A 25,788-nucleotide genomic window follows, 5' to 3' on the forward strand; every position below is an offset into this window, starting at 1 on the left:
GGAACGGTGCAGACCGGGATGTCTCCCCAAGCCGCGCCACGCCCACGTGCGAAGTGCGCCGCGCATGTAGGCGAAACGGCCGAAAAAGGCAAGGCGTCGAAGATGATGGGCTTTTAACTTGTCCGCGCCGGGCGGTCCCGGACAAATGGCGTCATGCGCCCGTCCCTTCGCCTGTTGTCCGCCCTGTTGCCTCCTCTGGCGTTCACCTCGCTCGTCGCGGCTCCGCTGACCGCCACAGCGCAAGTCCAGGCACAGGCGCCGGCTTCCTCGGAAGCGTATCGCCAGGACGCCTTGGCTCTGCCCGCCCTGATCGAGGCGAAGTACGCCTATCTGGAACGTTTGCCGGACGGCCGCTTTCCGATGTCGCCCGAACTGATCGCCCAGGCCGAGGCGGTTCACGACGCCGCCTCCCTGCTGAGATACGCCGAACACGTCCTGACGGCCCTGGCGGACCATCACGCCATCACCGGATCGTCCTTGGCCGACAGCTGGGCCGTGGTTCCCAGCTACGCCGATCTGTGGATCGAACAGGTCGAGGGTCGCTGGACCATCACCGACGTTCGCGACGGATCGCCCGCAGCCGCAGCGGGCGTCCGTTCAGGCGACCGCCTGCTCGCGCTAGACAATCAATCTGTCGACGACGCCATCTCCCTCTTCTGGAGCAAGGTCGGCCTGGCGCCAGAGGGCGAACGCGCCGCCTTCGCCGCCCGCGTCTTGGCGGCCGGACGGCGGGATCGCCCACGCAACCTGATGATCGAGAGCGCCGACGGCGTTCAACGTCGCCTGACCCTGCCCAACCTCTACACGACGCAGCGCGACCATCCGCCGGTGCACAGCCGACAGGCCGGCGACGCCCTCGAGATCCGCATCAACGACGCGCTCGGCGATCAGGCGACCATCGCCGCCTTTGACAACGCCATGGCGACGGCCCGCCCCGGCCAGACCATCATCCTCGACCTGACCGAAACGCCCGGCGGCGGCAACACCGTGGTCGCCCGCGCCATCATGGGCTGGTTCGTCGAGGCCCCCGCCGCCTATCAGATCCACACCCTGCCCGCCGAAGCGCGCGAAACCGGCATCGAGCGGCGCTGGATCGAACAGGTGTCGCCGCGCCCCGGCAAGCATCACGACGGCCCCGTCATCGTCCGCGTCGAGCGCTGGACCGGCAGCATGGGCGAAGGCCTGGCCATCGGTCTCGGCGCCCAGGGCGCACAGGTCGTCGGTCGACCGATGGCGGGCCTGCTCGGCGCCATCTACGATCTGCGCCTGCCCAACAGCGGGCTAGTCGTCAAAATCCCGGTCGAGCGTCTCTACGCTGTTGACGGAACCCCGCGTGAAGCGTTCCGCCCGCAACCGGACTGATCAGAAACTGCGGCCGTCCACGCGCTGGGCCATCCAGTTCCAGGGTTCGACGTCGGTCAGGGTGCGGATGTTGACCGCCGCCACCTCACCGCCGTCCGGCGCCACGCCATAACCGAACGGCTGCACCCCGCAGGTCTTGCAGAAGCGGTGTTCGATCTTGTGCTGGTTGAAGAAGTAGGACGTCGTCGCCTCCTCGCCCTGGGTCAAGCGAAAAGCCGAACGCGGCGCAAAAGCCAGGACGAAGCCCTTGCGATAACAGTGAGAGCAGTTGCACTCCATCAGGCCGTCCAGCCCGACATCCACCTCATAGGCCACTGCGCCGCAGTGGCATGAACCGGCATGGGTCTTCACGCTCGTCTCGCTCATCAGGCGTCCTCCAGCATCACCACCCCCGGCGCCGACTTCAACGCGCCGCGCAGCGCCGCGTCCAGCCGGTATCGTCCGGGCAGCTTGATCTCCACCTCGGTGCGGCCGCCCAGCGTGGCCTGCAGCCAGACCTCGCCGCCCTTACCCTGCGCCCGCGCCCGGTCCAGCCGAGCCTTCAGCGCCTCGGCGTCCGCCGATTGCGCCGACAGGATGACGCGTAACCCTATCTGGGCGTCGTCCAGCAGCACGTCCATGCGGCTGGCGTCATCGCCGAAGAAGCGCACCTCGCCATCCGCCGCCTTGGCCCGAACCTTGACCAGAACCGACGTCCCGACTTCCAGGACATCGCGGCAGCGTCGAAGTTGCTCCGGCGGGAACAGGCATTCGAACTCGCCCGTCGGGTCCGAGAAGGTGACGAAGGCGAACTTCTCGCCGGTACGGGCGCTGGCCCGCTCCTGACGTCGGCGCACCACCCCGGCCATCTGGAAGGCTTCATGCCCCGCCTCGGCCAGGCCTTGCGCCTCGGCCACGAAGGTCACGCGCTTGCGCTTCAGTGCAGGCGTCAGTTCCTCCAGCGGGTGGCCCGACAGATAGAATCCGACGGCGTAAAGCTCCTGATCCAGCTTGTCCGGCCCTGCCCATGGCTCCATGCTCTTCAGGCGCGGGCGGGCGGCGGCGGCCTGATCGGCGCCGAACAGGCTGACCTGGGACGAGGCCCGCTCCGCCGCCACGCTCTGGCAATAGGCGATCAGCACATCAGCCTGCTCGAACAGTTGTCGGCGGTTCGGATGAATGCTGTCGAACGCGCCCGCGCGCGCCAGGCCTTCCAGCGCCCGCTTGTTCACCGCCCTGGGATCGACCCGCTCCAGGAAGTCGAAGATGTCGGGGAAGGGTCCGCCCGTCTCGCGCACCTCGATGACATGTTTCATCGCCTCAAGGCCCACGTTGCGGATGGCGCCCAGCGCATAGAGCACGCTGCCCTGCCCGTCCTTCCACGACACGTCGAAGTCAGCGGACGACCGGTTGATGTCGGGCGCCAGGACCGGAACCTCGAAACGGCGGCAGTCCTGATAGAAGACCGCCAGCTTGTCCGTGTTCGACAGATCGAGGCTCATCGAGGCCGCGAAGAACTCGACCGGGTGATTGGCCTTCAGCCAGCCCGTCTGGAACGAGATCAGCGCATAGGCCGCCGCGTGCGACTTGTTGAAGCCATAACCCGCGAACTTGGCCACCAGATCGAAGATGGACCCCGACTGTGCCTCCGGCACGGACTTCTCGGACGCGCCCTTGACGAAGCGAAGGCGCTGGAAATCCATTTCCTCCTTCTTCTTCTTGCCCATGGCGCGACGCAGCAGGTCGGCCTCGCCCAGACTGTAGCCCGCCAGAATCTGGGCGATCTTCATCACCTGTTCCTGGTAGATGATGACGCCGTAGGTCTCGGTCAGCACCTCCTTCAGGCTGGGGTGCAGATAGTCGACTTCGGCCCGGCCGAACTTCCGGTCGATGTAGGTGTCGATCATCTCCATCGGCCCCGGCCGGTAGAGGGAGATCAGGGCTGTGATCTCTTCGATCGAGCCGCAACGCATCTTGCGCAGGGTGTCGCGCATGCCCTGGGATTCCAGCTGGAACACGCCGACCGTCTGGCCCGAGGCCATGAGCTCATAGGTCTTGGGATCGTCCAGCGGCAGCAGGCCCCAGTCCTGAGCCGCGCCGCGCCGTTCCAGATAGCTCTTGGCCCGATCCAGCACCGTCAGCGTCTTCAGGCCCAGGAAGTCGAACTTCACCAGGCCCGCCGGCTCCACCCACTTCATGTTGAACTGGCTGGCCGGAATGGTAGAGCGCGGATCCTGATAAAGCGGCACCAGCTCCGTCAGCGGCCGGTCGCCGATGACGATGCCCGCCGCGTGGGTCGAGGCGTTGCGGTAGAGGCCCTCAAGCTCCAGCGCCGTCTCCAGCAGCGTCTTGACCGAGGCCTCGGCGTCGCGCGCTTCGCGCAGGCGCGGCTCCAGGTCGATGGCCTGGGCCAGGGTCACAGGGTTGGCGGGGTTGGCGGGCACCATCTTGGCCAGACGGTCGACCTGGCCCAACGGCATCTGCAGAACCCGCCCCACGTCACGCAGCACGGCCCGCGCCTGCAGAGTGCCGAAGGTAATGATCTGGGCCACCCGGTCCTTGCCGTAGTGGTCCTGAACATAGTCGATGACCTCTTCGCGCCGCTCCTGACAGAAGTCGATGTCGAAGTCGGGCATCGACACGCGTTCCGGGTTCAGGAAGCGCTCGAACAGCAGGCCGAACCGCAAGGGGTCCAGGTCAGTGATGGTCAGCGACCAGGCGACCAGGGAGCCCGCCCCCGAGCCCCGCCCCGGCCCCACCGGGATGTCATGCAGCTTGGCCCATTTGATGAAGTCCGCCACGATCAGGAAGTAGCCAGGGAACCCCATCTGCTGAATGATCCCGACCTCCCACTCCAGGCGGGCCCAGTAGTCTTCCTCAGGCGCATAGGGCTGGTTCTTCTCAAGCCGCGCCTTCAGCCCCTCGCGCGCCTGGTGGGCCAGTTCGTCGTCTTCCGAGCGGCCCGCGCCCGTATCGAAGCGCGGCAGGATCGGCTTGTGCGTCTTGACCAGGAAGGCGCAGCGGCGCGCGATCTGAATGGTGTTGTCGCAGGCCTCGGGCAGGTCGGCGAACAGCTCGCGCATCGCCTCGGCCGACTTGAACCAGTGCTCGCCGGTGACGCGGCGGCGATCCTCCTGGCCCGTGAAAGCGCCATCGGAGATGCACAGCAAGGCGTCATGCGACTTCGCCTGCGCCGCCTTGGCGTAATAGACATCGTTGGTCGCGACCAGAGGCGCGTCGTTGGCGTAGGCCCATTCGACCAATCCGCCCTCGGCCACAGTCTCGCTGGACAGGCCGTGGCGTTGCAGTTCGACATAGAAACGGTCGCCGAAGGCCCGCTTCATTTCCGCCAGGGCCGCGGCGGCCTCCGCCGGCTTCTTCTGCACGAACAGAGGGTCAATGGGGCCGTCCGGGCCGCCCGACAACAGGATCAGCCCTTCGGACTTATCCACAACCTGTCCCCAGGGCACCCCCGGCTCGGCCATCTCGCCCGCGTCCAGGTAGGCGGCGGACGACAGGGCGCACAGGTTGAGCCAGCCCTGCTCGTTCTGAGCGATCAGCACGACCGTCGGCGTCTTGGCCCAGCGCTGGGCGACCTGCCCGCCAATATCGAGCACCGGCAGGGCGCAGGCGACGATGGGCTGAACGCCCGCATCCTTGGTCGTCTGGCTGAACTCCAGCGCGCCGAACAGATTGGCGCGATCGGCCACGCCCACCGCCGGCATTCCAGCATCGGCGGCCATCTTGCCGATCTTGCCGGCCTTGATCGCGCCTTCCAGAAGCGAATAGGCGCTGCGGACCCGCAGGTGGACAAAGCCCTGACTGTTCACCGGATCCGCCAATCGAAAACTCCGCATCGCAGCACCGCTTCAAACGGCGCGTCGTCATCATGCAGGGAGTCGCCCCTCAGTGGGGCGCGGTCATGTCACCAGGAAGGCCGCCTGCCAGACCATCCAGACGAAGCCGCCGCAGGACGCAAGCGACAGCAGATCCCTCACCCAACGCGTCATTGGTTTTATCCCCAGATCAAATGTTGCCCATTTGTTCTAAGTTGCTCATTTGTTCTCGTCAACCTCAATTCGCGAGGAAGCCGAGACGAGTCAGCGCCGAGGCCAGGGCGGCCGAATTGGGGGACTGGGTCTTGCGCAGCAGGCTCGCTCGGAAGAACTCGACCGTACGCGGACTCAGCTCCAGGTTCTGGGCGATCTGCTTGGTCGTCAGGCCCTCGACCAGCATCTCTGCGACCTGACGCTCGCGGCGGGTGAAGGTCAGTTCCTCACGGACCGGCGTGGACGCCAGGGCCGCCGCCCCGCGACGCAGGGCGCGGACCAACTCATCCATCGTCGTGGGCTTAGACAGAACATCGTCCACGCCCAGGCGCATGGCGTCGACCGTCGTCCGCACGTCCACAAAAGCGCTGACGACGATGACGGCGTGTCGGTTCAGGGCGCAGAAGGCGGCCACGAGATCCAACCCTTCGACGCCCGGCATCTTCAGATCGGCGACGAGGCAGGTCGGATCGGCGTCGGACGCCCACATCAAGGCGTCGAGCGGTTCATGAAAACCGATGGCGGAGAACCCGGCCTCGCGCACCGCCAAAAGGGTCAGCTCCAGCAGCGCCCGGTCATCATCGATGATGGCGATTTCAGCGATAGCGCGCCCAACCCTTGCTGCATCTTGTCCATTTCGACCGCCGTCCACGCCATCACGCATCATGTCGTTGAAACTACGCAAGGCTTAGCGCCGGAAAAACCTCGTAGTCCCACGCAGTTGATCCCGCGTGAGCATACGCAGAACGATATTCCGGTTACGCCAAGGTGAACATGGAGGCTCGCTGTGTTGCAAAGCGCCGTATTCCTGACCCGGCCTCCGTCAGGATTCGCGCAAGGCGCACGGTGGCCGGCCCTGATCGACATGCGGCGCGACCAAGCCCGGTCATTGGGGCTCGCCGGCGTGGCGGCCAGCGTGGACGACATCATCATCTACGCCATGGAAGGATCGCCCGGCGCTCTTGACGGCTTCCTTCAACTGCTCGGCGCCAGTCCCTGCGAGACGGCGTCGACGGAGGCCTGGCGGCAAACGGTGCAGTTTCGCATCCACCGTGTTCTGGCGCTGTCTCAACCGCCGCTCAGACCAGACGAGACAGCGGTCTTGCGGCGCGCGATCGACCCGGTTCATCCCAGATATGCCGACGTCCCGCCGCTGCTGGGCGCGGCTGCGCTGCATTGGACCATGATGCCCTATCGCACGCCCCTGAAAGCGACGACGCGGCTCACTGCCTCCTAGTAGGCGTGGCTTTCAGCCGCGCGCTGCTCCAGATGCCCGTCCTTCAGGGCGAAGACGCGGTCCATGTGCCCGGCCAGCTCCATGTTGTGTGTAGCGATCAGGGCGGCGACGCCCGTGGTCTTGGCCAGCTCGCGCAAGGACTCGAACACCGCCTGGCTGGTGGCGGGATCCAGGTTGCCGGTCGGCTCGTCCGCCAGCAGCAAGCGCGGGCTGTTGGCCAGGGCGCGGGCGATGGCGACGCGCTGCTGCTCGCCGCCCGACAGTTGCGCGGGCTGGTGCGTGACGCGCTGGCCCAGACCGAGCGCCGTCAGCTTCTCGGTCGCGCGACGCCGCGCCTCCCCTTCCCCTACGCCCGCGATACGCATCGGCAGGGCCACATTGTCCAGAGCGTCGAACTCCGGCAGCAGGTGGTGGAACTGATAGACAAAACCGATGCGGTGCAGGCGCAGGCGCGTGCGTGCGCGTTCGTCCAGACCGCCGACGTCCTCGCCGTCGATCAGCACCTGGCCGCTGGTCGGCCGCTCCAGCAGACCCGCCGCATGCAGCAGGCTGGACTTGCCCGAACCGGACGGTCCGATCAGGCCGACGACCTCGCCCGGCATGACCTCCAGATCGACGCCTTTCAGCACCGTCAGCCCGCCTTGGGCCGTCGGATAGGTGCGCGTCACCCCGCGCAGAGACAGGATGGCGCCGTTTGTCTTGGCGGCGACGGCGGGCTTCTTCTTCAGCAACCTATTCAAAGCGCAGGGCCTCCACCGGATCGATGCGCGACGCGTTCCACGACGGCGGCAGGCTGGCCAGGCAGCTCATGAAGAAGGAGAAGACGGCGACCCAGGTCACGTCCCACGGGTCCACCTTGGCCGGAACGGAATCCAGCATATAGACCTCGGCGTTGAACAGTTGGACGCCCAGCAGGCCTTCGAGGAAATGCTGGATCGCCCCGATGTTCCAGCAGAACAGCAAGCCCAGAACCAGGCCCGCGATCGTGCCGCCGATGCCGATGGCCGCACCCGACATGAAGAAGATGCGCAGGATGGACGACTGGCTGGCGCCGACGGTCCGCAGGATGGCGATGTCGCGCGTCTTGTTCTTCACCAGCATGACGATGCCGCTGATGATGTTCATGGCGGCGATGGCGACCACCATGCCCAGGATGATGCTCATGGCCACGCGCTCGACCTTCAGCGCGCCCCAGATGGCGGCCTGACGATTGCGCCAGTCGGTGACGACATTGCCCGGCCCGGCGGCGCGCTGAACCGGCGTCAGCAGGTTTTCGACCAGATCGGGCTCGGCCACCTTCATCTCGATGACATCCCAGACGCCGTCCTTGCCGAAGAAGAGCTGCGCCTGCTCCAGCGGCATGAAGATGAAGGCGCGATCATAGTCCGCCGCCCCTGACGTATAGATTCCGCCGACGATATAGGTCTTCTCCAGCCCGCCCAGATTGCCGAAGGTGCTGTCCGCGCCGGTCGGCGTGTAGAGGGAGATCGGGTCGCCTTCACGCAGGCCCATCTGTTCGGCCAGGCTCTTGCCGATCAACACCTGGTCGCCGCCGTACTGGCCCTTGCCGAACCGTTCGCGCGCCTCAGGGGTCAGGCTGTCATAGACGAACTTCGTCGAGGTCAGATCCTGCGGCCGCACGCCGCGAACCATGCCGCCGGTCGCCGCCCCGCCCGCGCGGAACATGGCCGGGCTTTCGATCAGGGGCGTCACCGCCACCACGCCCGGCACGTCGGCGATCCGCTTCAACGCCGCGTCGCGATCGGGCGCGTAGAGCACCGGCCCCTGCACATACATATGGCCGTTGAACGACAGGATCCGGTCCATCAGCGTGCCGCGAAAGCCCGCCATGATGCTCATCACGCTGATCAGCACGGCGACGGCCAGCATGATGCCGATGAAGCTGATCATGGCGATCAGCGCCACCCCGCCCTGCTTGCGCTTGGCGCGCAGATAGCGGAGCGCCAGCCCGATCTCCCAGCTGGAAAACGGGCCGGCCGGCTTGGGCGCAGGCTGCGGGGCGGAAGCCGTCGCGGCGTCGGTCATTTCGTCAGCAGCTCCAGGGCGGCGTCCAGCGACAGGCTCTGCTTCTCGCCGGTGGCGCGGCGCTTCAGTTCGACCACGCCGTCGGCCAGGCCCTTGGGCCCGATGGTCAGCTGCCACGGCACGCCGATCAGGTCGGCGGTGGCGAACTTGCCGCCCGGACGCTCGTCGGTGTCGTCGTAGAGGACGTCCTTGCCCAGAGCTTCCAGCTTGGCCACGGCCTCTTCACAGGCGGCCGAAACAGCCTCGTCGCTGGCGCGCAGGTTGATCACCACCACGTCGAACGGCGCGACCGAGTCCGGCCAGATGATGCCGCCCTCGTCATGGCTGGCCTCGATGATGGCGCCCAGCAGGCGCGATACGCCGACGCCGTAGCTGCCCATGTGGACCTCGGTGTCCTGACCGTTCGGCCCGGCGACCTTGGCCTTCATGGCGGACGAGTATTTGGTGCCGAAGTAGAAGATGTGGCCGACCTCGATGCCGCGCGCCGACAGGCGGTCGCCCTCTGCGGTCTGGGTCTCGAACTGCGCCGCGTCGTGCATTTCCTCGGTCGCGGCGTAGAGGGCCGTGCGCTCGTTGAACACGCCTTCCAACTGCTCGACGCTGAGGTTGTGGCCGGGCGCATCCATCTCGACCAGTTTGCGGTCGCAGAAGACCTCGCTCTCGCCGGTCTCGGCCAGGACAATGAACTCGTGGCTCAGGTCGCCGCCGATGGGGCCGGTGTCAGCGCGCATCGGCACCGCCTTCAGACCCAGGCGGGCAAAGGTGTTCAGATAGGCGGCGAACATGCGCTTGTAGGCGATACGGGCCGAGGCCTCGTCCAGATCGAAGGAATAGGCGTCCTTCATCAGGAACTCGCGGCCGCGCATGACGCCGAAGCGCGGACGGCGCTCGTCGCGGAACTTCCACTGGATGTGGAAGAGGTTCAGCGGCAGGGCCTTGTAGCTCTTCACATAGGCCCGGAAGATATCCGTGACCATTTCCTCGTTGGTCGGTCCGTACAGCAGCTCGCGCTCATGACGGTCGGTGATGCGCAGCATCTCCGGGCCATAGGCGTCGTAGCGGCCGCTTTCGCGCCACAGGTCGGCCAGTTGCAGCGTCGGCATCAGCAGCTCGACGGCGCCGGCCTTCACCTGCTCGTCGCGGACGATGTCTTCGATCTTGCGCAGCACCCGCAGGCCCAGCGGCAGCCAGGCGTAGATGCCGGCGGCCTCCTGCTTGATCATGCCCGCGCGCAGCATCAGTTGATGCGACACGATCTGGGCGTCGGAGGGGGCTTCTTTCAGGATCGGCAGGAAGTAGCGCGACAGGCGCATGGGAGGATTCTCGGCAAATTCAGTCAGGCCCGAGGTTTAACCGGGCGAAGGGGACGAAAGCTAGAGCGCGTTCGCGTGGGTGATGTCGGGCACGGGGGTCCAGCCGATCCAGACGATGGCGACGATGATGAGCCAGACGATGATCGACACCCAGGTCGTGGTGATGAACTTCTTCTTGAGGTTCGGGTTCTTCGGCGCGCCCCACTGGGTGCCGTCCGTCGGCGGATCCTTGATCTGGTCCGACATCCCCAGCGGCAGAATCGCGAACAGCACGATCCACCACACCGTCAAAAAGGTGGCGACCAGGGTGAAGGGGCCAAGGGGCATCGTCTCTAAAGTCCGTTCATCGCAATCATCGTCGCGGCGCGATAAGGAAAGGCGCCACAACAAGGACGCCCTGAATGCCACAGATTACGCTGGAACACTCCACCCATTTCGACGCGACCGACTGGCGCGCCCTGGCGCTGGAGATTCATCGCCTCTGTGTCGAGACGGTCGGCGCGACCCTTCCGGCCTGCAAGACACGCATCGTACGCTGCGACCGCCTGATCATCGCCGACGGCGACCCGGATCAGGCCATGGTCCACTGCGACCTGCGCATCCTCAGCGGCCGCACGCAGGATCAGAAGACCGCCCTGGGCGAAGCCGTGCAGGCCGCCCTGCTGGCCGGCGTCGCGCCGTATGACGGTCCCCGCCAGATCTCGGTCGAGATCGGCAACCTGGATCGCGACAACTATCGGAAGGTAACGCTTTAAAGCCGTCCTCTCCCTCCCCTTCGTGGGGAGGGAGAAAGTTCGCGGATCAGGGATGCGGCCGCCCGATGCCGTAGCGCGCGGCCCAGTATGGCAGGATGTCGTCGTCCTGCAGGAAGCGCGCGCCGGTCTCTTCGCTGACCTGAGCGTCGGGCCAGTCGAACTCGCCGTCCAGCACCAGCAGGGGGCAGCTCTGGTTCGCCTCCCCCACCTCGGCGATCACGGCCGGGCGCGGGCGCGGGTGATCCAGGTGGGTCACCGTCAGATGCTCGCGCAGGCGCGGATACAGGCCCAGCACCCCCTCGATCCGCGCGCCGGGCGGGCAAAACCACGGCCCGCCCTGATCGTCGAACCAGTCGGCGTTCAGCAGATACAGACGGTCCGCCATCAGAGCCTCAGCACCACGGTTTCCACGATCGGACGACGATCCCAGATCTGCTGGCTGGCCTTCTTCAGGGTCCGGCTGACGGCCTGTTCGATGACGGCTTCGTCCTCCAGCGCCTCGCCCTTCAGGCCGCGCACCGTGTTCTCGACGCGCTCGGCCATGTCGTCCAGCACATCACCCAACGGACGGTCGGCGTCGCCAGGCAGGCCGATGCCGCGCACGTCGATGTCGCTGGCGATCCGACCGCGCTTGTCCAGGGCGAAGCTGACGATCAGGATGCCGTTGCTGGCGGCGTGCTTGCGCTCGCGCAGGGCCTCGCCCGCCTCTTCCACCAGCATGCCGCCGTCGACGAACAGGCGACCCGAGGGCACTTCGTCGATGATGGCCGCGGGTCCAGGGGCCAGGCGCACCATGTCGCCGTTACGCGGCGTCACCGTCTCCGGAACCTGCATATCCTTGGCCAGGTTGCCGTGCTCGATCAGGTGGCGGCGCATGCCGTGGGTCGGCACCGCGATCTGCGGCCGCGCCCACTGATACATCTGGCGCAGTTCATCACGGCACGGGTGGCCCGAGACGTGGATGCCGGGGTGATCCTTCTCGGTGTAGATGCGGATTCCACGCTCGGCCATCTTGTCCTGCAGACGACCGATGGACAGCTCGTTGCCGGGGATGACCCGCGACGAGAAGATGCAGTGATCGCCCTCGCCCAGCTTGATGAAGGGATGCGTCCCTTCGGCCACGCGAGACAGAGCCGCGCGCGCCTCGCCCTGGCTGCCGGTGCACAGATACAGGATCTCGTCCGCCGGCCAGACCTTCGCCTCCTGTTCGGACAGGAAGGGCTTGATGTCGTTCAACATGCCGACCGACTTGGCGGCGGCGGTGATGCGGTGCATCGAGCGCCCGGCCAGGGCCACGCGGCGCCCGGCCGCCTCGGCGGCGCTGATGACGCTGTGCATCCGCGCGACGTTGGAGGCGAAACAGCCCACGGCGACCCGGCCTTTCAGGCCCTGGATCAGCTCGGCCAGCTTGACCTTCACATCGCCTTCAGAACCGGCGACGCCGTCCACGAAGACGTTGGTGGAGTCGCACACCATGGCCAGGACGCCCTCGTCGCCCAGCTTCTGGATGAAGTCGACGTCAGTGCGCTCGCCCACGACCGGATCGTTGTCGATCTTCCAGTCGCCGGTGTGCAGCACCGTGCCCAGCAGCGTCTTAATGGCCAGGCCGTTCGGCTCGGCGATCGAGTGGGTGATGGTGACGTATGTCACCTCGAACGGGCCCAGGTTCACGGTCGAACCCAGCGGCGCCTCGTGGAGCTCGACATCCTCATAGATGCCGGCGTCGCGCAGCTTCTCGCGGATCAGGAAGGCGGTGAAGGGCGTGGCGTACAGCGGCGCCTGAATGCGCGGCCACAGCCAGCCCAGGGCGCCGATGTGGTCCTCGTGCGCGTGCGTCAGCACAATGCCCAGGATGTTCTCGCCTTCCAGGAAGCTGGGGTCCGGCACGATGACGTCCACGCCGGGCGTGGACTGGTCGCCGAAGGTCACGCCGACATCGACGATGATCCATTTGCGGTCATGCGCCGGGCCGAAGCCATAGGCGTTCAGGTTCATGCCGACCTCGTTCGAGCCGCCCAACGGCAGGAAGACGAGTTCGTCGTTTTGATTTTGCTTTTTCATACGGCCTTACAGATGGGAGTTCCGCCGCCAGATTTCGAGTAGGCCGCGGATGGTCAGGTCCGGATCAAACCGGTCGATAGAGTCGGTTGCGCCCTCGAACAGGGAGGCGACGCCGCCGGTGCCGATGACCGTCATGGGCTTGCCCCACTCGGCCTTGATACGGTCCACCAGCCCTTCGATCAGGGCGATATAGCCCCAGAAGACGCCCGATTGCATGGAAGTCACGGTGTCGCGCCCGATCACCGTATCGGGGCGCTGGATGGCGATGCGCGGCAGCTTGGCCGCCGCCTCGTGCAGGGCCTGAAGCGACAGATTGATGCCGGGCGCGATCAGCCCGCCTTCAAAGGCCCCCGCCCCCTGCCCGTTCGCGCCGGACACGACATCAAAAGTAGTCGCCGTGCCGCTGTCGATCAGCAGCAGGTCGCCCTCATAGACCTGCAGCGCGCCGATGGCGTTGACCAGACGGTCGGCCCCGGCCTCGCTGGGCTTATGGATGCGCACCTCAATGCCCAGTTCGACGTTCTCGCCGATCACCAAGGGTTCGACGTTCAGATAACGCCGCGCCAGGTTGCGCAGGTTGAAGATCGACTGCGGCACCACGCTGGAAATGATGCAGCCATCCATGTCGGCCATGGTCTGGCCCTGACCGCGCATCTCGAACAACTGGTGCAGCCAGACGGCGTACTCATCAGCCGTGCGCATGGGATCGGTGGCCGTGCGCCACTGGAAGATCCACTCCTGACCGTCATGAACGGCGAACAGGGTGTTGGTGTTGCCTTGCTCGATCGCCAGCAGCATCAGGCGGCCTCTCCGAAGAAGACGTCGCCTGCGGAGATGACCCGCAGACTTCCGTCCGGCAGTTTCAGGCGCAGGGCGCCGTCGGCCTCAACGCCGTCGGCGACCCCGCTCAGGGTTTCATGGCTCAGCCGGGCCGTGCATGGGCCGAACAGGCCCGGCGTGCGCGCGACCCAGGCGTCCAGCACCGGCTGAAAGCCCAGACGCGTCCAGCGTTCCAGCCAGGCGTCAAAGGTTTCGGCCAACGCCCTGGCCCCCTCCTCCATCGACGGCGGGGCGGCCACATCGTGACGCAGATGCTCGACGATGCAGGTGGTCGGGCGCTCGGTCCCTTCGGGCGCATGGGACAGGTTCACGCCGACGCCCACAGCCAGCCACAGACCGCCAGACGGCGCCGGACCGGACTCGATCAGTATGCCGGACGACTTGCGGCCATCCAGCAGGACGTCATTGGGCCATTTGATGCTGACCAACGCGGGCGGAACATAGCGGTCCAGCAGATCGGCCACCGCCAGGGCGGCGGCGAAGGTCAGCTGCGCCGCCTCGGCCGGAGAGCGGTTCAGCGTCAGCAGCAGGGTCGTGGCCAGATTGCCGTCCCGGCTGTCCCAGGCGCGGCCGCGACGGCCCCGCCCGGCGGTTTGACGCCGAGCCGCGATCCACAGCGGCCCGGCCTCGCCCGCCTCGGCGCGACGACGCGCCTCGGCGTTGGTGGAGTCGGTCTCTTCGAGGATCAGGACCGGAGCCGCCAAGGCCCCTTATCCGATCCCGACGCCCCCGGCCGCCGCGCGCGTCAGCGGCTCCAGCCAGGTCAGGGCGATCAGCAGCACGGGGAAGCTGAAGGCCGCAGCCGCCCAGCCGATCCACTGCGAACCGGCCGGCGCCTTGTCCGTCGTCACGTCGAACTCCGGCGTGTCGAACCAGATCACCTTGATGATGCGCAGGTAGTAGAAGGCCGCGACGACCGAGGCCACCAGGCCCGCAGCGCCCGCCATCCAGTAACCGGCGTCAGCGGCGGCGCCGAAGACGTAGAACTTGCCCCAGAAGCCCGACATCGGCGGAATGCCGACAGCCGACAGCGACAGGATCGTCAGGGCGACGGCCGTCACCGGGCGGTCCTTCTTCAGACCGGCCAGGTCGGCGATCTTGCGGATCGGACGGCCATTGCGGCTCAGCGACAGCAGAATCGCGAAGAAGCCGATCTGGTCCACGACATACAGGGTCATGAACATCAGGGTCGCCTGAACGCCGACCTGCGTGCCTGCCGCCACGCCCAGCAGGGCGTAGCCGATGTTGATGATGGACGAATAGGCCAGCAGGCGCTGGATGTCCTTCTGCATCAGGCCGCCGAAGGCGCCGACGGCGAAGCTGATCAGCGAGATCAGGATCAGCACCTGCGCCCACTGCGCATGAGCCAGGCCGAAGCCTTCGACCAGCACGCGGATGATCAGCACCATGGCCGCCACCTTGGGCGCGGTCGAGAACAGGGCCACGACCGGCGTCGGTGCGCCTTCATAGACGTCCGGCGTCCACATGTGGAACGGCGCGGCCGAAACCTTGAACGCCAGACCGCAGATCAGGAAGACCAGGCCGAAGATCAGGCCCGGACCGGGGTTGGCGGTGGCGAAGGCGGCGATGTCCTCGAACCGCATCGAACCAGCGAAACCGTAGATCAGGCTGGCGCCGTAGAGCAGCAGACCCGACGACAGGGCGCCCAGGACGAAATACTTCAGACCGGCTTCCGAGGCCTTCAGATCGTCGCGGCGATAGGCGGCCAGGACGTAGAGGGCCAGCGAGTGCATCTCGATGCCGATGTAGAGCGAGATCAGGTCGCCCGACGACGCCATCATACCCATGCCGACCGAGGCCAGCACGATCAGGATCGGATACTCGAACTTGGCGATGTTGTTGCGATGCATCCAGCCGTCACCCAGCACCACGGCCAAGGCGGCGGACAGGAAGATCACCGCCTTGCCGTAAACGGCCAGCGGATCGGCCACATAGGCCCCGTTGAAGGCGGAACCCAGCGGGCCGACGACGGCCAGAGCCGTCGCCGCCAGCAGCAACAGCACCGACAGGCCGGAAACCAGGCGCGTCGACTTCTCGCCGGTAAAGGCGCCGAGCATGAGCAGCACCAGCCCGCCGACCGCAAGGGTCAGCTCCGGGGCGGCGAGTTGGAGAGCGGAGGACAGATCAGGCATTATGGTCTCACCCGCCGATCGCGGCGCGATAGGCGCTGGTCAGGGCTTCAACAGTCGGCCCGGTGTAGTCGAGAACGGCGTTGGGATAGAGGCCCAGCCAGATGGTGCCGACGATCAGGGGCACGAAGATCAGCAGCTCGCGCTTGTCGATGTCGGTGATGTTTTCCAGCGCCGGATTGGTGATCGGGCCGTACATGACGTTGCGGAACAGCGTCAGCGCATAGACCGCCGAGAAGATCACGCCCGAGGCCGCGATCAGGGCCGCCCAGGTCGAGACCTGATAGGCGCCCGTCATCGTCAGCACTTCGCCGATGAAGCCCGAGGTACCCGGCAGGCCGACGTTGGCCATGGTGAACATCAGGAAGATGGCCGCATACCAGGGCATCCGCGCCGTCAGGCCGCCGTAGAAGGCGATCTCACGCGTATGCATCCGGTCATAAACCACGCCGACACAGAGGAAGAGCGCGCCCGAGATCAGGCCGTGGCTCAGCATCTGGAAGACAGCGCCCTGAATGCCGGTGTCGTTGCCCGCGAAGATGCCCATGGTCACGAAGCCCATGTGGGCGACCGACGAATAGGCGATCAGCTTTTTGATGTCCGTCTGACGGAAGGCGACCAGCGAGGTGTAGACGATGGCGATCACCGACAGCGTCAGCACCAGAGGCGTGAACATCTGCGACGCCTGCGGGAACATCGGAATGTTGAACAGGATGAAGCCGTAGCCGCCCAGCTTCAGCAGGATGCCGGCCAGGATGACCGAACCCGCCGTCGGCGCCTGAACGTGGGCGTCAGGCAGCCAGGTGTGCACCGGCCACATCGGCATCTTCACCGCGAAGGAGGCGAAGAAGGCCAACCACAGCAGCGGCTGCACCGCCGGGTCGAAGGCGTACTGCTTCAGTTCCGGAATGCTGGTGGTGCCGGTCGTATGGGCCATCCACAGCATGGCCAGCAGCATCAGGACCGAGCCCAGCAGGGTGTACAGGAAGAACTTGTACGCCGCGTAGATGCGGTTGGCGCCGCCCCAGATGCCGATGATCAGATACATCGGCACCAGGGTGCCTTCGAAGAAGATGTAGAAGAGGAACAGGTCCAGCGAGGTGAACACCCCGATGACCATGGTCTCCAGGATCAGGAAGGCGATCATGTATTCGACGACGCGCGTCTCGATCGACTTCCAGCTGGCCACGATGCAGATCGGCAGCAGGAAGGCCGTCAGCAGGACGAACAGGATGGAGATCCCGTCCACGCCCAGGTGATAGCTGGCGCCCGCGAACCAGGCGTAGTTCTCGACGAACTGATAGGCCGGGTTCGACGGATCGAACTGCGCGACCAGCAGGACGGACACGGCCAGCACCACCATGGTGGTGATCAGCGCGATCCAGCGAGCGGCCGGGGCCGCGGCGTCCTGACCGCCCTTGTTCAGCAGGCGCGCGATCAGGATCGCGGCCGCGCCGAGAAGCGGCAGGAAGGTGACGATGCTCAGAATGTGAGGCACGAGGCTCAGGCTCCCCACGTGAAGATGGCGAAGGCAAGGAACGCAGCCACGCCGATCAGCATCACGAATGCATAGAAGTAGACGAAACCGGACTGGAACCGGGACAACCAGCCGCCCGACTTCAGCGAAGCCCAGGCCGCGCCGTTCGGGCCCAGACCGTCGATGATCTTCACGTCGCCGATCTTCCAGAAGAAGTCGCCGAGCGCCTTGGTCCCCTTCACGAAGGTGGCGTCATACAGCTCATCGAAGAACCACTTGTTGTAGAGGAAGGTCCACAGCGGGCCCTTGCGGTCGGCCATCTCCTTGGCCGCGCCTTCCTTCACGACATACAGCCAGTAAGCGATGGCCGTGCCCAGCAGCGTCACGATCAGCGGCGCCCACTTCACCCAGGTCGGGACGTTGTGGCTTTCGTGCAGGACGTGGTTCTCAGCTCCGACGAAGATGGCGCCGCGCCAGAACTCAGCCTCATGATGGCCGATGAAGTGCGGGGCGAAGATCATGCCCGCGAACACCGCGCCGATCGACAGCACCAGAAGCGGTACGACCATGACCAGCGGGCTTTCGTGCGGCTTCAGCGGACCATGGTGATGGTCGTCATGCGCATGATCGTCGTGGGCATGATGATCGTCATGAGCGTGGGCGTCCGCATGGTGGGCGCCCTCCTCTTCCTTCCACACCGGCTTGTTGTGGAAGGTCATGAAGATCAGGCGCCACGAATAGTAGGCCGTCAGCAGGGCCGCCGAGATGCCGATGACGAAGGCGAACATGCCCGCGGCCGAGTGGCCGGTCGCCGCCGCCGCATAGGCGCTCTCGAGGATGGAGTCCTTGGAGTAGAAGCCGGCGAAGCCGCCGACGCCGGGCATGCCCAGGCCGGTGATGGCGATGGTGCCGATCATCATGGTCGCATAGGTGACGGGCAGCAGCTTCCACAGGCCGCCCATCTTCCGCATATCCTGCTCATGGTGCATCCCGTGGATCACCGAACCGGCGCCCAGGAACAGCAGAGCCTTGAAGAAGGCGTGCGTGAACAGGTGGAACATGGCGGGCTGATAGGCGCCGACGCCCGCCGCGAAGAACATATAGCCCAGCTGCGAACAGGTCGAATAGGCGATCACGCGCTTGATGTCGTTCTGCATCATGCCGACGGTCGCGGCGAAGATGGCCGTGATGCCGCCGATGATGGCGATGAACTGCGACGCGACCGGCGCGTGCTCATACAAGGGCGACAGCAGGCAGACCATATAGACGCCGGCGGTGACCATGGTGGCCGCGTGGATCAGGGCCGACACAGGCGTCGGGCCTTCCATCGCGTCCGGCAGCCAGGTGTGCAGGAAGAACTGCGCCGACTTGCCCATCGCGCCGATGAACAGCAGCAGACCGGCCAGATCCAACGCCGACCAAGTGTGGCCCAGGAATTCCCAGCCCGTCCCGGCCTTGCCCGCGATCAACGGGAACAGCTTGGCGAACTCGATCGTGCCGAACATCCAGAACACGGTCATCATGCCGAGCAGGAAGCCGAAGTCGCCGACGCGGTTGACCACGAAGGCCTTGATCGAGGCGGCGGTGGCCGAGGGCTTCTTGTACCAGAAACCGATCAGCAGATAGGACGCCAGGCCCACGCCTTCCCAGCCGAAGAACATCTGCAGGAAGTCGGCGGCCGTCACCAGCGCCAGCATCATGAAGGTGAACAGCGACAGATAGGCGAAGAAGCGAGGACGGCTGTCGTCCTCCTTCATGTAACCCCAGGAATAGAGGTGAACCAGCGAGGACACCGACGTCACCACGATCAGCATGACAGCCGACATGGCGTCGACGCGGATCGACCAGTTCGACTGGAACTCGCCGACGTGGACGAACGGCGCCAGGTGCACGGTGAAGGCTTCCAGCCCACCCCAGGTCCACTGGCTGAACACGATCCACGAGACCGCGCACGAGAAGAACAGCAGGCCCGTAGTGACGGCCTGCGAGGCGACGTCGCCGATCCGGCGACCGAAGAAGCCGGCGATCATGGCCCCCAGCAAGGGGGCGAAGACGCCGAGAGTGACGAGAGTCTGGATAGTCACGGTTCCGATCAGCCCTTCATCACGGAGGCGTCGTCGACCGCGATGTCGCCGCGGTTACGGAAGAAGGTCACGAGAATGGCCAGGCCGACAGCGGCCTCGGCCGCGGCGACAGTCAGGACGAACATGGCCATCAGCTGACCCGACACGTCGTTCAGGTGCGTGGAGAAGGCCACGAAGTTGATGTTCACCGCGAGCAGGATCATCTCGACCGACATCAGGATGATGATGACGTTCTTGCGGTTCACGAAGATGCCGAAGACGCCGATGGTGAACAGCATGGCGGCGACCGCCAGATAATGCTGGAGCGAGATATCCATTACAGAAGCTCCTCGGGGGTGACGCCCTGGCCCGTGGTCACGGACTTGATCTCGACAGCCTTGGCGCGCTCGCGGTTGGCCTGGGAAGCCAGGTCCTGGCGATGCACGCCCGGACGGTGGCGCAGGGTCAGGACGATGGCGCCGATCATGGCGATCAGCAGGACCACGCCCGCCGCCTGGAAGAAGTAGACGTAGTCCGTGTAGAGTACGCGGCCGATCGTCTCGATGTTGGTGACGTCAGGCCCGGCCGGAACCGGCGAGGTCGCGTCCCTGGCGGCTCCGCCCTGAACGACGGTGATCGACACCATGATCATCTCGGCCAGCAGCACGCCCGCCACAATGCCCGCCAGCGGCAGGTAGCGCGCGTATCCTTCGCGCAACTTCACGAAGTCGACGTCCAGCATCATGACGACGAACAGGAACAGCACCGCCACGGCGCCGACGTAGACGACGACCAGCAGCATCGCCAGGAACTCGGCGCTCAGCAGAACGAACAGGCCGGCTGCCGAGAAGAAGGTCAGGATCAGCCAGAGAACGGAGTGCACGGGATTGCGCGCGGTCACGACCAGAAGGGCGGAAACCACGGCGACCGTCGCCAGAAGATAGAAGGCCAGGCCTTGCAACATGTGCGGGACGACGCCCCTCTTCAAAACCAATGGCCCGGACGAAAAGCCCGGACCCTTCCAGAAATCGGCCCCGGCCCGAAGGTCAGGGTCAGCGTGACGGAATCGCCGCTCCGTTTAGCGATACGGAGCGTCGAGTTCCAGATTCTTCGCGATCAGACGCTCCCAGCGGTCGCCGTTGTCCAGCAGGCGCGCCTTGTCATAGAGCAGTTCTTCGCGGGTCTCGGTGGCGAATTCGCTGTTCGGTCCCTCGACGATGGCGTCCACCGGGCAGGCCTCCTGGCACAGGCCGCAGTAGATGCATTTGACCATGTCGATGTCGTAGCGCGTCGTGCGGCGGCTGCCGTCGGCGCGCGGTTCGGCCTCGATGGTGATGGCTTGCGCCGGGCAGATGGCCTCGCACAGCTTGCAGGCGATGCAGCGCTCTTCGCCGTTCGGATAGCGGCGCAGCGCGTGTTCGCCACGGAAGCGCGGCGACTGCGGGTTGCGCTCGAACGGATAGTTCACCGTCGCCTTCGGCTTCATCATGTACTTCATCGACAGGCCGACGGCGCCGAACACGTCGGTCAGCATCGCGCCCTTGGCCGCCTGAACGATACGGGTCAGCATTACGATTTCACTCCGGCGCAGTCGCGTTGATAGCGCGCGCTTTCCTTGTCGAGGGTCTGGCAAAGGCGTTGGCGTTCCGCCTCGCGCCGTTCGATTTCCTGCACCTTGCGTTCCCACTGATAGACCGACACGGGGTCGGCCTCATAGGGCGCGCAGGCCGACGCCAGCATAGGCGCGGCCAAGGCGAACATCAGGGCTGCGGCTTTCGTCTTCATCCGCCGATCCGGCGTTCGCAGCCGTCCCTGTCGAAGCGCGGGTCGTCCCGCGACAGACGTTGGCAATAGGCGCGCTTGTCCGCCTCCTCTCCCCGCTCCCGGTCCAGGCGCTCGAGGCGCGCAGACGCGGACTCGGGCGCAGCAGGGTCCATCGGCTTGAAGGTGCAGGCCGACAGGCCGGCGGCGAGCGCCAGCGCGATCAGGAATGTGGCGCGGACGCCCATCATGCCCCCACCGCGAAGACGCGCCACGCCGCCACGAAGACCACGGCGATCAGCGAGGCCGGCAGGAAGATCTTCCAGCCCAGACGCATCAGCTGGTCATAGCGGTAGCGCGGCACGAAGGCCTTCACCAGGGCGATCATGAAGAACCAGAAGACGACCTTGGTGATGAAGACCAGCAGGTAGAACAGGTTGGCGACGAAGGCCGGGACGCTGTTCAGGAAGTCGGTCGGGAAGCCCGGATTCCACCCACCGCAGAACAGCAGGGTGATCATGGCGCACATGAAGACGATGTTGGCGTATTCGCCGATCATGAACAGCAGGTAGGGGGTCGAGGAATATTCGACCTGATAACCGGCCACCAGTTCCGACTCCGCTTCGGGAAGATCGAACGGCGGGCGGTTGGTCTCGGCCAGGGCCGAGATGAAGAAGACGATGGTCATCGGCAGCATGACGATGATCGTCGGCAGGGTCTCGAGGCCGCCGCCGAAGGCGTTCCAGTTCCAGAACCAGCCGGACTGCTGGGTCACGATCTGGGTCAGATTCATCGTCCCGGCCAGCAGGATGACGTTGATGATGATGAGGCCCATCGAGACCTCATACGACACCATCTGCGCCGCCGAACGCAGCGCGCCCAGGAACGGATACTTCGAGTTCGAAGCCCAGCCGCCCATGATGATGCCGTAAACGCCCAGCGAGCTGATCGCCAGAATATACAGGATGCCGACGTTCAGGTCCGCGACCACCCAGCCCGGTGCGAATGGGATCGCCGCCCACGCCACGAAAGCCAGCACGAAGCTGATCAGCGGGGCCAGGATGAAGACCACCTTGTCCGACCCGGCGGGGATGACGATCTCCTTCAGCACGAACTTGAAGAAGTCGGCGAAGGATTGCAGCAGGCCGAAGGGACCGACCACGTTCGGACCTTTGCGCAGCTGAACGCCCGCCCAAATCTTGCGGTCGGCCAGCAGCAGGAAGGCCAGGGAGATCAGGATACCGACCACCACCAGCAGAATCCCGCCGACCGTGGCGAGGGTCCAACCGAGAGGCGTGGTCCAGAAGGAAGTCGCAGCGTCCATGATTTACTCCGCCGCCAGGGCGACCGGCGCCGTCCGCTCAGCGGACAGTTGGGCCATGGTTTCACTGGCGCGCGCGATCGGGTTGGTCAGGTAGGGATCGGCGATGACGGAGACGAAGGCGACGTCGCCCAGGTCTCCCTTGGCGCCCAGCTTGGCGACGTCGAAGGTCGCGGCCGGAGCCAGATAGTCGATGCGGCCGAAGGTCGGATGGTCGCCCATCAGCTTGGCGCGCAGTTGTTCAAGCGTGTCGAACGGCAGCTTGTGGCCGACGCGCTCCGACAGGGCGCGGATGATGGCCCAGTCGTCCTTGGCCTCGCCCTTCGGGAAGACCACGCGCTCGGCCATCTGCACCCGGCCCTCGGTGTTGACGTACAGGCCCGACTTCTCGGTATAGGCCGCGCCCGGCAGGATCACGTCCGCGCCGTGCGCGCCGCGATCGCCGTGCGAACCCAGATAGACGCGGAAGGCGCCCGATGCGTCTGCGTTCACCTCATCGGCGCCCAGCAGGAACAGAACGTCCAGCGCGCCCGGCTTCAGCATGCCGGCGACATCCAGACCGCCCTCGCCCGGCAGGAAGCCCATATCCAGGCCGCCCACACGCGCGGCGGCGCTGTGCAGGACGTTGAAGCCGTTCCAGCCGTCCTTAACGACGCCGACCTTCTTGGCCAGCGCGCCCAGGGCGTTTAGCACGGCCGGGCCGGTCTCGCCGGTTAGGGCGCCCGCGCCGACGATGATGGCGGGACGTTCAGCCTTGCTCAGGAAGTCGGTCGCGGCCTTGGGCAGCTTGCCCAGGGTCTTCGAACCGGCGCCCAGCCAGGCGTAGTCATAGGTCAGGTCGGCTTGCGGGCCGATGACGCCGACTTCGACGCCGCCCTTCAGCCAGCTCTTGCGGATGCGCGCGTTCAGCAGCGGCGCTTCCGTGCGCGGATTGGCGCCGACGATCAGGATGACGTCAGCGTTTTCAATACCTTGCAGGCCAGAGTTAAACAGCCAGCCCTCACGCGTCTCGCCGCCCAGCGCTGCGCCGTCCTGGCGGCAGTCGGTGTTGGCCGAGCCGAGCGAACGGAACAGATCCAGCAGAGCCTTCATCGACTCGGCGTCCTGCAGGTCGCCGGCGATGGCGCCAATGCGGTCAGCCGAGGCGGCCTTGATCCTGGCGGCGACGGCGCTCAGCGCCTCGTCCCACGAGGCCGCGCGCAGCTTACCGTTTTCGCGTACCCACGGGCGGTCCAGACGACGCGCCTGCAGGCCGTCGACGGCGTAGCGGCTCTTGTCCGACAGCCACTCTTCGTTGATGCCCTCGTTCACGCGCGGCAGCACGCGCATGACCTCGGCGCCGCGCGAGTCGGCGCGGATGTTGGAGCCGAGCGCGTCCATCACGTCGATGGTCTCGGTCTTCTTCAGCTCCCACGGGCGGTAGTGATACTGCCACGGGCGGTGCGTCAGGGCGCCCACCGGGCACAAGTCGTTGACGTTGCCCGACAGTTCGCTGTCGATGTTCTTTTCCAGATAGGTCGTGATCTCGGCGCTCTCGCCGCGCGAGATCATGCCGATGTCCGGCACGCCGGCGACTTCCGTGATGAAGCGGACGCAACGCGTGCACTGGATGCACCGCGTCATGAACGTCTTGACCGTCGGGCCCATGTTCTTTTCTTCGACCGCGCGCTTGTTCTCGCCGTAGCGCGAACCGTCGCGGCCATAGCCCACGGCCTGATCCTGCAGGTCGCACTCGCCGCCCTGGTCGCAGATCGGGCAGTCCAGCGGGTGGTTGATGAGCAGGAACTCCATCACCCCTTCGCGGGCCTTCTTCACCATCGGCGTGTCAGTGAAGATTTCCTGGCCGTCGGCGGCCGGAAGCGCGCACGAAGCCTGCGGCTTCGGCGGTCCAGGCTTCACCTCGACCAGGCACATGCGGCAGTTGCCGGCGATGGACAGGCGCTCGTGGTAGCAGAAGCGCGGGATTTCCTGCCCGGCGCGCTCGGCGACCTGCAGCACGGTCATGCCCGGTTCGAACTCGACTTCAACGCCGTTGACCTTGGCGATAGGCATTACGATTACTCCGCCGCGATCGCGTGGCCGGCGAAGTTCGCGCGGCGGCTGCGGTAGGTGTGGATGCGCTCTTCGATCTCGTGACGGAAGTGCCGGATCAGGCCCTGCACGGGCCAGGCGGCGGCGTCGCCGAGAGCGCAGATGGTGTGACCTTCGACCTGACCGGCCACGTCGAGCAGCAGGTCGATCTCGGACGGGTCGGCGTCGCCGATGGCCATGCGTTCCAGCACGCGCCACATCCAGCCGGTTCCTTCACGGCACGGCGTGCACTGGCCGCAGCTCTCGTGCTTGAAGAAGTAGCTGATGCGGGCGATCGCCTTCACGATGTCGGTGGACTCGTCCATGACGGTCACGCCGGCGGTGCCCAGCGACGAACGAAGCTCACGCATGGAGTCGAAGTCCATCAGCGCGACTTCGGCCTGCTCGCGCGTGATGACCGGACAGGATGCGCCGCCGGGGATGATGGCCTTCAGGTTGCCCCAACCGCCGCGAACGCCGCCGCCGTGATCTTCGATCAGCTGACGCAGCGGGATCGACATGACTTCTTCGACCACGCAGGGCGTGTTCACATGCCCCGACAGGGACATCAGCTTGGTGCCGGTGTTGTTCGGACGACCGAAGCCGGCGAACCAGTCCGCGCCGCGACGTAGGATGGTGCCGACGACGGCGATCGATTCCACGTTGTTCACGGTCGTGGGGCAGCCGTAGAGGCCAGCGCCCGCCGGGAACGGCGGCTTCAGGCGCGGCTGGCCCTTCTTGCCTTCCAGGCTTTCCAGCAGGGCCGTCTCTTCGCCGCAGATATAGGCCCCGGCGCCATGGTGGATATAGACGTGGAAGTCCCAGCCGTGGACGTTGTCGTCGCCGATCAGCTTGGCCTCATAGGCCTGCTTGACGGCGGCTTCCATGCGCTCGCGCTCGAGGATGTATTCGCCGCGCAGGTAGATGTAGCAAGCGTGCGCCTGCATGGCGAAGGAGGCGATCAGCGCGCCTTCGATCAGCAGTTGCGGATCATGACGCATGATCTCGCGATCTTTACAGGTCGCAGGCTCGGACTCATCGGCGTTGATGACCAGATAGTGAGGACGATCCTTCACTTCCTTGGGCATGAAGGACCACTTCAGGCCGGTCGAGAAACCGGCGCCGCCGCGCCCGCGCAGGCCCGAGTTCTTGACGTTGGTGATGATCCAGTCGCGGCCAAGGTCCAGCATGTCCTTGGTGGCGTTCCACGCGCCGCGCTGCTTCGCCCCCTCAAGGCCCCAGTCCTGGAGGCCGTAGAGGTTGGTGAAGATCCGATCCTTGTCTTGGAGGATGCCGACCATGAT

General features: G+C 65.8%; 25 protein-coding genes. 3 read left to right on the forward strand and 22 right to left on the reverse strand.

Annotation, left to right across the window (positions count from 1 at the left end; all coding sequences use genetic code 11):
* Nucleotides 1-153: 153 nt before the first annotated feature.
* Nucleotides 154-1,362 carry a S41 family peptidase gene (locus AC3IPP_RS09475; RefSeq protein WP_489148791.1) on the forward strand — a complete coding sequence of 403 codons (1,209 nt, stop codon included), beginning with the start codon at nt 154-156 and terminating at the stop codon, nt 1,360-1,362.
* Here the strand turns inward: AC3IPP_RS09475 and AC3IPP_RS09480 are convergent, their stop codons facing one another.
* From AC3IPP_RS09480 to AC3IPP_RS09490, 3 genes are all read right to left on the reverse strand, one after another.
* Nucleotides 1,363-1,728, reverse strand: coding sequence for a GFA family protein (locus tag AC3IPP_RS09480; RefSeq protein WP_489148792.1), 366 nt, complete (start codon nt 1,726-1,728; stop codon nt 1,363-1,365).
* Nucleotides 1,728-5,198, reverse strand: coding sequence for a DNA polymerase III subunit alpha (gene dnaE / locus AC3IPP_RS09485; RefSeq protein ID WP_489148793.1), 3,471 nt, complete (start codon nt 5,196-5,198; stop codon nt 1,728-1,730). Before dnaE ends, AC3IPP_RS09480 begins: the two co-directional genes overlap by 1 nt.
* A 217-nt stretch (nt 5,199-5,415) precedes the next feature.
* Nucleotides 5,416-6,075, reverse strand: coding sequence for a response regulator transcription factor (locus AC3IPP_RS09490; RefSeq protein ID WP_087141623.1), 660 nt, complete (start codon nt 6,073-6,075; stop codon nt 5,416-5,418).
* A 231-nt stretch (nt 6,076-6,306) separates the two neighbouring features.
* Here AC3IPP_RS09490 and AC3IPP_RS09495 point away from each other — a divergent pair, with 231 nt between their 5' ends.
* Nucleotides 6,307-6,627, forward strand: a complete 321-nt coding sequence (locus AC3IPP_RS09495) for a hypothetical protein (protein ID WP_489148794.1) — start codon at nt 6,307-6,309, stop codon at nt 6,625-6,627.
* Here AC3IPP_RS09495 and AC3IPP_RS09500 read toward each other — a convergent pair.
* The 4 genes from AC3IPP_RS09500 to AC3IPP_RS09515 are packed head-to-tail and all read right to left on the reverse strand — an operon-like array spanning nt 6,624 to nt 10,313.
* Nucleotides 6,624-7,367, reverse strand: a complete 744-nt coding sequence (locus AC3IPP_RS09500) for an ABC transporter ATP-binding protein (RefSeq protein ID WP_489148795.1) — start codon at nt 7,365-7,367, stop codon at nt 6,624-6,626. The genes AC3IPP_RS09495 and AC3IPP_RS09500 overlap by 4 nt on opposite strands.
* Nucleotides 7,360-8,673, reverse strand: coding sequence for a lipoprotein-releasing ABC transporter permease subunit (locus AC3IPP_RS09505; protein WP_489148796.1), 1,314 nt, complete (start codon nt 8,671-8,673; stop codon nt 7,360-7,362). Before AC3IPP_RS09505 ends, AC3IPP_RS09500 begins: the two co-directional genes overlap by 8 nt.
* Nucleotides 8,670-9,986, reverse strand: coding sequence for a proline--tRNA ligase (proS, locus tag AC3IPP_RS09510; RefSeq protein WP_489148797.1), 1,317 nt, complete (start codon nt 9,984-9,986; stop codon nt 8,670-8,672). Before proS ends, AC3IPP_RS09505 begins: the two co-directional genes overlap by 4 nt.
* 60 nt (nt 9,987-10,046) lie before the next feature.
* Entirely contained in the window at nt 10,047-10,313 is a 267-nt protein-coding gene (locus AC3IPP_RS09515) for a DUF1467 family protein (RefSeq protein WP_087141628.1), read from the reverse strand.
* Nucleotides 10,314-10,387: 74 nt separating this feature from the next.
* Here AC3IPP_RS09515 and AC3IPP_RS09520 point away from each other — a divergent pair, with 74 nt between their 5' ends.
* Nucleotides 10,388-10,741 (forward strand): 5-carboxymethyl-2-hydroxymuconate Delta-isomerase, encoded by a 354-nt coding sequence (locus AC3IPP_RS09520; protein ID WP_087141629.1) that lies wholly within the window; start codon nt 10,388-10,390, stop codon nt 10,739-10,741.
* Nucleotides 10,742-10,787: 46 nt separating this feature from the next.
* On the opposite strand, the gene AC3IPP_RS09525 is transcribed toward AC3IPP_RS09520, so the two are convergent.
* The 15 genes from AC3IPP_RS09525 to nuoF all read right to left on the reverse strand — a co-directional run bounded on the left by AC3IPP_RS09525 (nt 10,788) and on the right by nuoF (nt 25,785).
* The gene (locus AC3IPP_RS09525) at nt 10,788-11,126 is read right to left on the reverse strand and encodes a DUF3088 family protein (protein ID WP_489148798.1); all 339 of its coding nucleotides are present in this window, start codon (nt 11,124-11,126) and stop codon (nt 10,788-10,790) included.
* A complete protein-coding gene (locus AC3IPP_RS09530; protein ID WP_489148799.1) occupies nt 11,126-12,802 on the reverse strand; it encodes a ribonuclease J in 1,677 nt (558 codons plus the stop codon). The genes AC3IPP_RS09525 and AC3IPP_RS09530 overlap by 1 nt, the downstream gene beginning before the upstream one ends.
* A gap of 6 nt (nt 12,803-12,808) precedes the next feature.
* Nucleotides 12,809-13,603: a type III pantothenate kinase gene (locus tag AC3IPP_RS09535; RefSeq protein ID WP_087141632.1), complete on the reverse strand. Its 795-nt coding sequence runs from the start codon at nt 13,601-13,603 to the stop codon at nt 12,809-12,811.
* Nucleotides 13,600-14,346 (reverse strand): biotin--[acetyl-CoA-carboxylase] ligase, encoded by a 747-nt coding sequence (locus AC3IPP_RS09540; RefSeq protein WP_489148800.1) that lies wholly within the window; start codon nt 14,344-14,346, stop codon nt 13,600-13,602. Before AC3IPP_RS09540 ends, AC3IPP_RS09535 begins: the two co-directional genes overlap by 4 nt.
* A gap of 6 nt (nt 14,347-14,352) precedes the next feature.
* On the reverse strand, nt 14,353-15,795 hold the full coding sequence (nuoN, locus tag AC3IPP_RS09545; RefSeq protein WP_489148801.1) for an NADH-quinone oxidoreductase subunit NuoN: 1,443 nt from the start codon (nt 15,793-15,795) through the stop codon (nt 14,353-14,355).
* Between the two features lie 7 nt (nt 15,796-15,802).
* Entirely contained in the window at nt 15,803-17,290 is a 1,488-nt protein-coding gene (locus AC3IPP_RS09550; RefSeq protein WP_489148802.1) for an NADH-quinone oxidoreductase subunit M, read from the reverse strand.
* 5 nt (nt 17,291-17,295) lie between these two features.
* Complete coding sequence (nuoL, locus tag AC3IPP_RS09555; protein WP_489151055.1) at nt 17,296-19,347, reverse strand: NADH-quinone oxidoreductase subunit L; 2,052 nt, start codon at nt 19,345-19,347, stop codon at nt 17,296-17,298.
* A 14-nt stretch (nt 19,348-19,361) separates the two neighbouring features.
* Nucleotides 19,362-19,670, reverse strand: coding sequence for an NADH-quinone oxidoreductase subunit NuoK (gene nuoK / locus AC3IPP_RS09560; protein ID WP_003164596.1), 309 nt, complete (start codon nt 19,668-19,670; stop codon nt 19,362-19,364).
* Nucleotides 19,670-20,296: an NADH-quinone oxidoreductase subunit J gene (locus AC3IPP_RS09565; RefSeq protein WP_087141637.1), complete on the reverse strand. Its 627-nt coding sequence runs from the start codon at nt 20,294-20,296 to the stop codon at nt 19,670-19,672. The genes nuoK and AC3IPP_RS09565 overlap by 1 nt, the downstream gene beginning before the upstream one ends.
* A gap of 114 nt (nt 20,297-20,410) precedes the next feature.
* Nucleotides 20,411-20,902: an NADH-quinone oxidoreductase subunit NuoI gene (nuoI, locus tag AC3IPP_RS09570; protein ID WP_040345161.1), complete on the reverse strand. Its 492-nt coding sequence runs from the start codon at nt 20,900-20,902 to the stop codon at nt 20,411-20,413.
* On the reverse strand, nt 20,902-21,117 hold the full coding sequence (locus AC3IPP_RS09575; RefSeq protein ID WP_087141638.1) for a hypothetical protein: 216 nt from the start codon (nt 21,115-21,117) through the stop codon (nt 20,902-20,904). Before AC3IPP_RS09575 ends, nuoI begins: the two co-directional genes overlap by 1 nt.
* Entirely contained in the window at nt 21,114-21,344 is a 231-nt protein-coding gene (locus tag AC3IPP_RS09580) for a hypothetical protein (protein WP_143276134.1), read from the reverse strand. The genes AC3IPP_RS09575 and AC3IPP_RS09580 overlap by 4 nt, the downstream gene beginning before the upstream one ends.
* Entirely contained in the window at nt 21,341-22,417 is a 1,077-nt protein-coding gene (gene nuoH / locus AC3IPP_RS09585; RefSeq protein WP_087141640.1) for an NADH-quinone oxidoreductase subunit NuoH, read from the reverse strand. Before nuoH ends, AC3IPP_RS09580 begins: the two co-directional genes overlap by 4 nt.
* A gap of 3 nt (nt 22,418-22,420) precedes the next feature.
* A complete protein-coding gene (gene nuoG / locus AC3IPP_RS09590) occupies nt 22,421-24,466 on the reverse strand; it encodes an NADH-quinone oxidoreductase subunit NuoG (RefSeq protein ID WP_489148803.1) in 2,046 nt (681 codons plus the stop codon).
* A 5-nt stretch (nt 24,467-24,471) separates the two neighbouring features.
* Complete coding sequence (gene nuoF / locus AC3IPP_RS09595; protein WP_087141642.1) at nt 24,472-25,785, reverse strand: NADH-quinone oxidoreductase subunit NuoF; 1,314 nt, start codon at nt 25,783-25,785, stop codon at nt 24,472-24,474.
* Nucleotides 25,786-25,788: the final 3 nt, after the last annotated feature.

This window comes from Brevundimonas sp. KH_060 (genome assembly GCF_057838275.1).

Coding starts and splice junctions, on each gene's coding strand:
- AC3IPP_RS09580 (WP_143276134.1), bottom strand. CDS start 21,344: ATGATGGGCGTCCGCGCCACATTCCTGATCGCGCTGGCGCTCGCCGCC.
- AC3IPP_RS09475 (WP_489148791.1), top strand. CDS start 154: ATGCGCCCGTCCCTTCGCCTGTTGTCCGCCCTGTTGCCTCCTCTGGCG.
- nuoI (WP_040345161.1), bottom strand. CDS start 20,902: ATGCTGACCCGTATCGTTCAGGCGGCCAAGGGCGCGATGCTGACCGAC.
- nuoN (WP_489148801.1), bottom strand. CDS start 15,795: ATGCCTGATCTGTCCTCCGCTCTCCAACTCGCCGCCCCGGAGCTGACC.
- AC3IPP_RS09515 (WP_087141628.1), bottom strand. CDS start 10,313: ATGCCCCTTGGCCCCTTCACCCTGGTCGCCACCTTTTTGACGGTGTGG.
- AC3IPP_RS09530 (WP_489148799.1), bottom strand. CDS start 12,802: ATGAAAAAGCAAAATCAAAACGACGAACTCGTCTTCCTGCCGTTGGGC.
- nuoH (WP_087141640.1), bottom strand. CDS start 22,417: ATGGACGCTGCGACTTCCTTCTGGACCACGCCTCTCGGTTGGACCCTC.
- AC3IPP_RS09565 (WP_087141637.1), bottom strand. CDS start 20,296: ATGTTGCAAGGCCTGGCCTTCTATCTTCTGGCGACGGTCGCCGTGGTT.
- nuoG (WP_489148803.1), bottom strand. CDS start 24,466: ATGCCTATCGCCAAGGTCAACGGCGTTGAAGTCGAGTTCGAACCGGGC.
- AC3IPP_RS09520 (WP_087141629.1), top strand. CDS start 10,388: ATGCCACAGATTACGCTGGAACACTCCACCCATTTCGACGCGACCGAC.
- dnaE (WP_489148793.1), bottom strand. CDS start 5,198: ATGCGGAGTTTTCGATTGGCGGATCCGGTGAACAGTCAGGGCTTTGTC.
- AC3IPP_RS09480 (WP_489148792.1), bottom strand. CDS start 1,728: ATGAGCGAGACGAGCGTGAAGACCCATGCCGGTTCATGCCACTGCGGC.
- proS (WP_489148797.1), bottom strand. CDS start 9,986: ATGCGCCTGTCGCGCTACTTCCTGCCGATCCTGAAAGAAGCCCCCTCC.
- nuoK (WP_003164596.1), bottom strand. CDS start 19,670: ATGGATATCTCGCTCCAGCATTATCTGGCGGTCGCCGCCATGCTGTTC.
- AC3IPP_RS09525 (WP_489148798.1), bottom strand. CDS start 11,126: ATGGCGGACCGTCTGTATCTGCTGAACGCCGACTGGTTCGACGATCAG.
- nuoF (WP_087141642.1), bottom strand. CDS start 25,785: ATGGTCGGCATCCTCCAAGACAAGGATCGGATCTTCACCAACCTCTAC.
- AC3IPP_RS09575 (WP_087141638.1), bottom strand. CDS start 21,117: ATGAAGACGAAAGCCGCAGCCCTGATGTTCGCCTTGGCCGCGCCTATG.
- AC3IPP_RS09505 (WP_489148796.1), bottom strand. CDS start 8,673: ATGACCGACGCCGCGACGGCTTCCGCCCCGCAGCCTGCGCCCAAGCCG.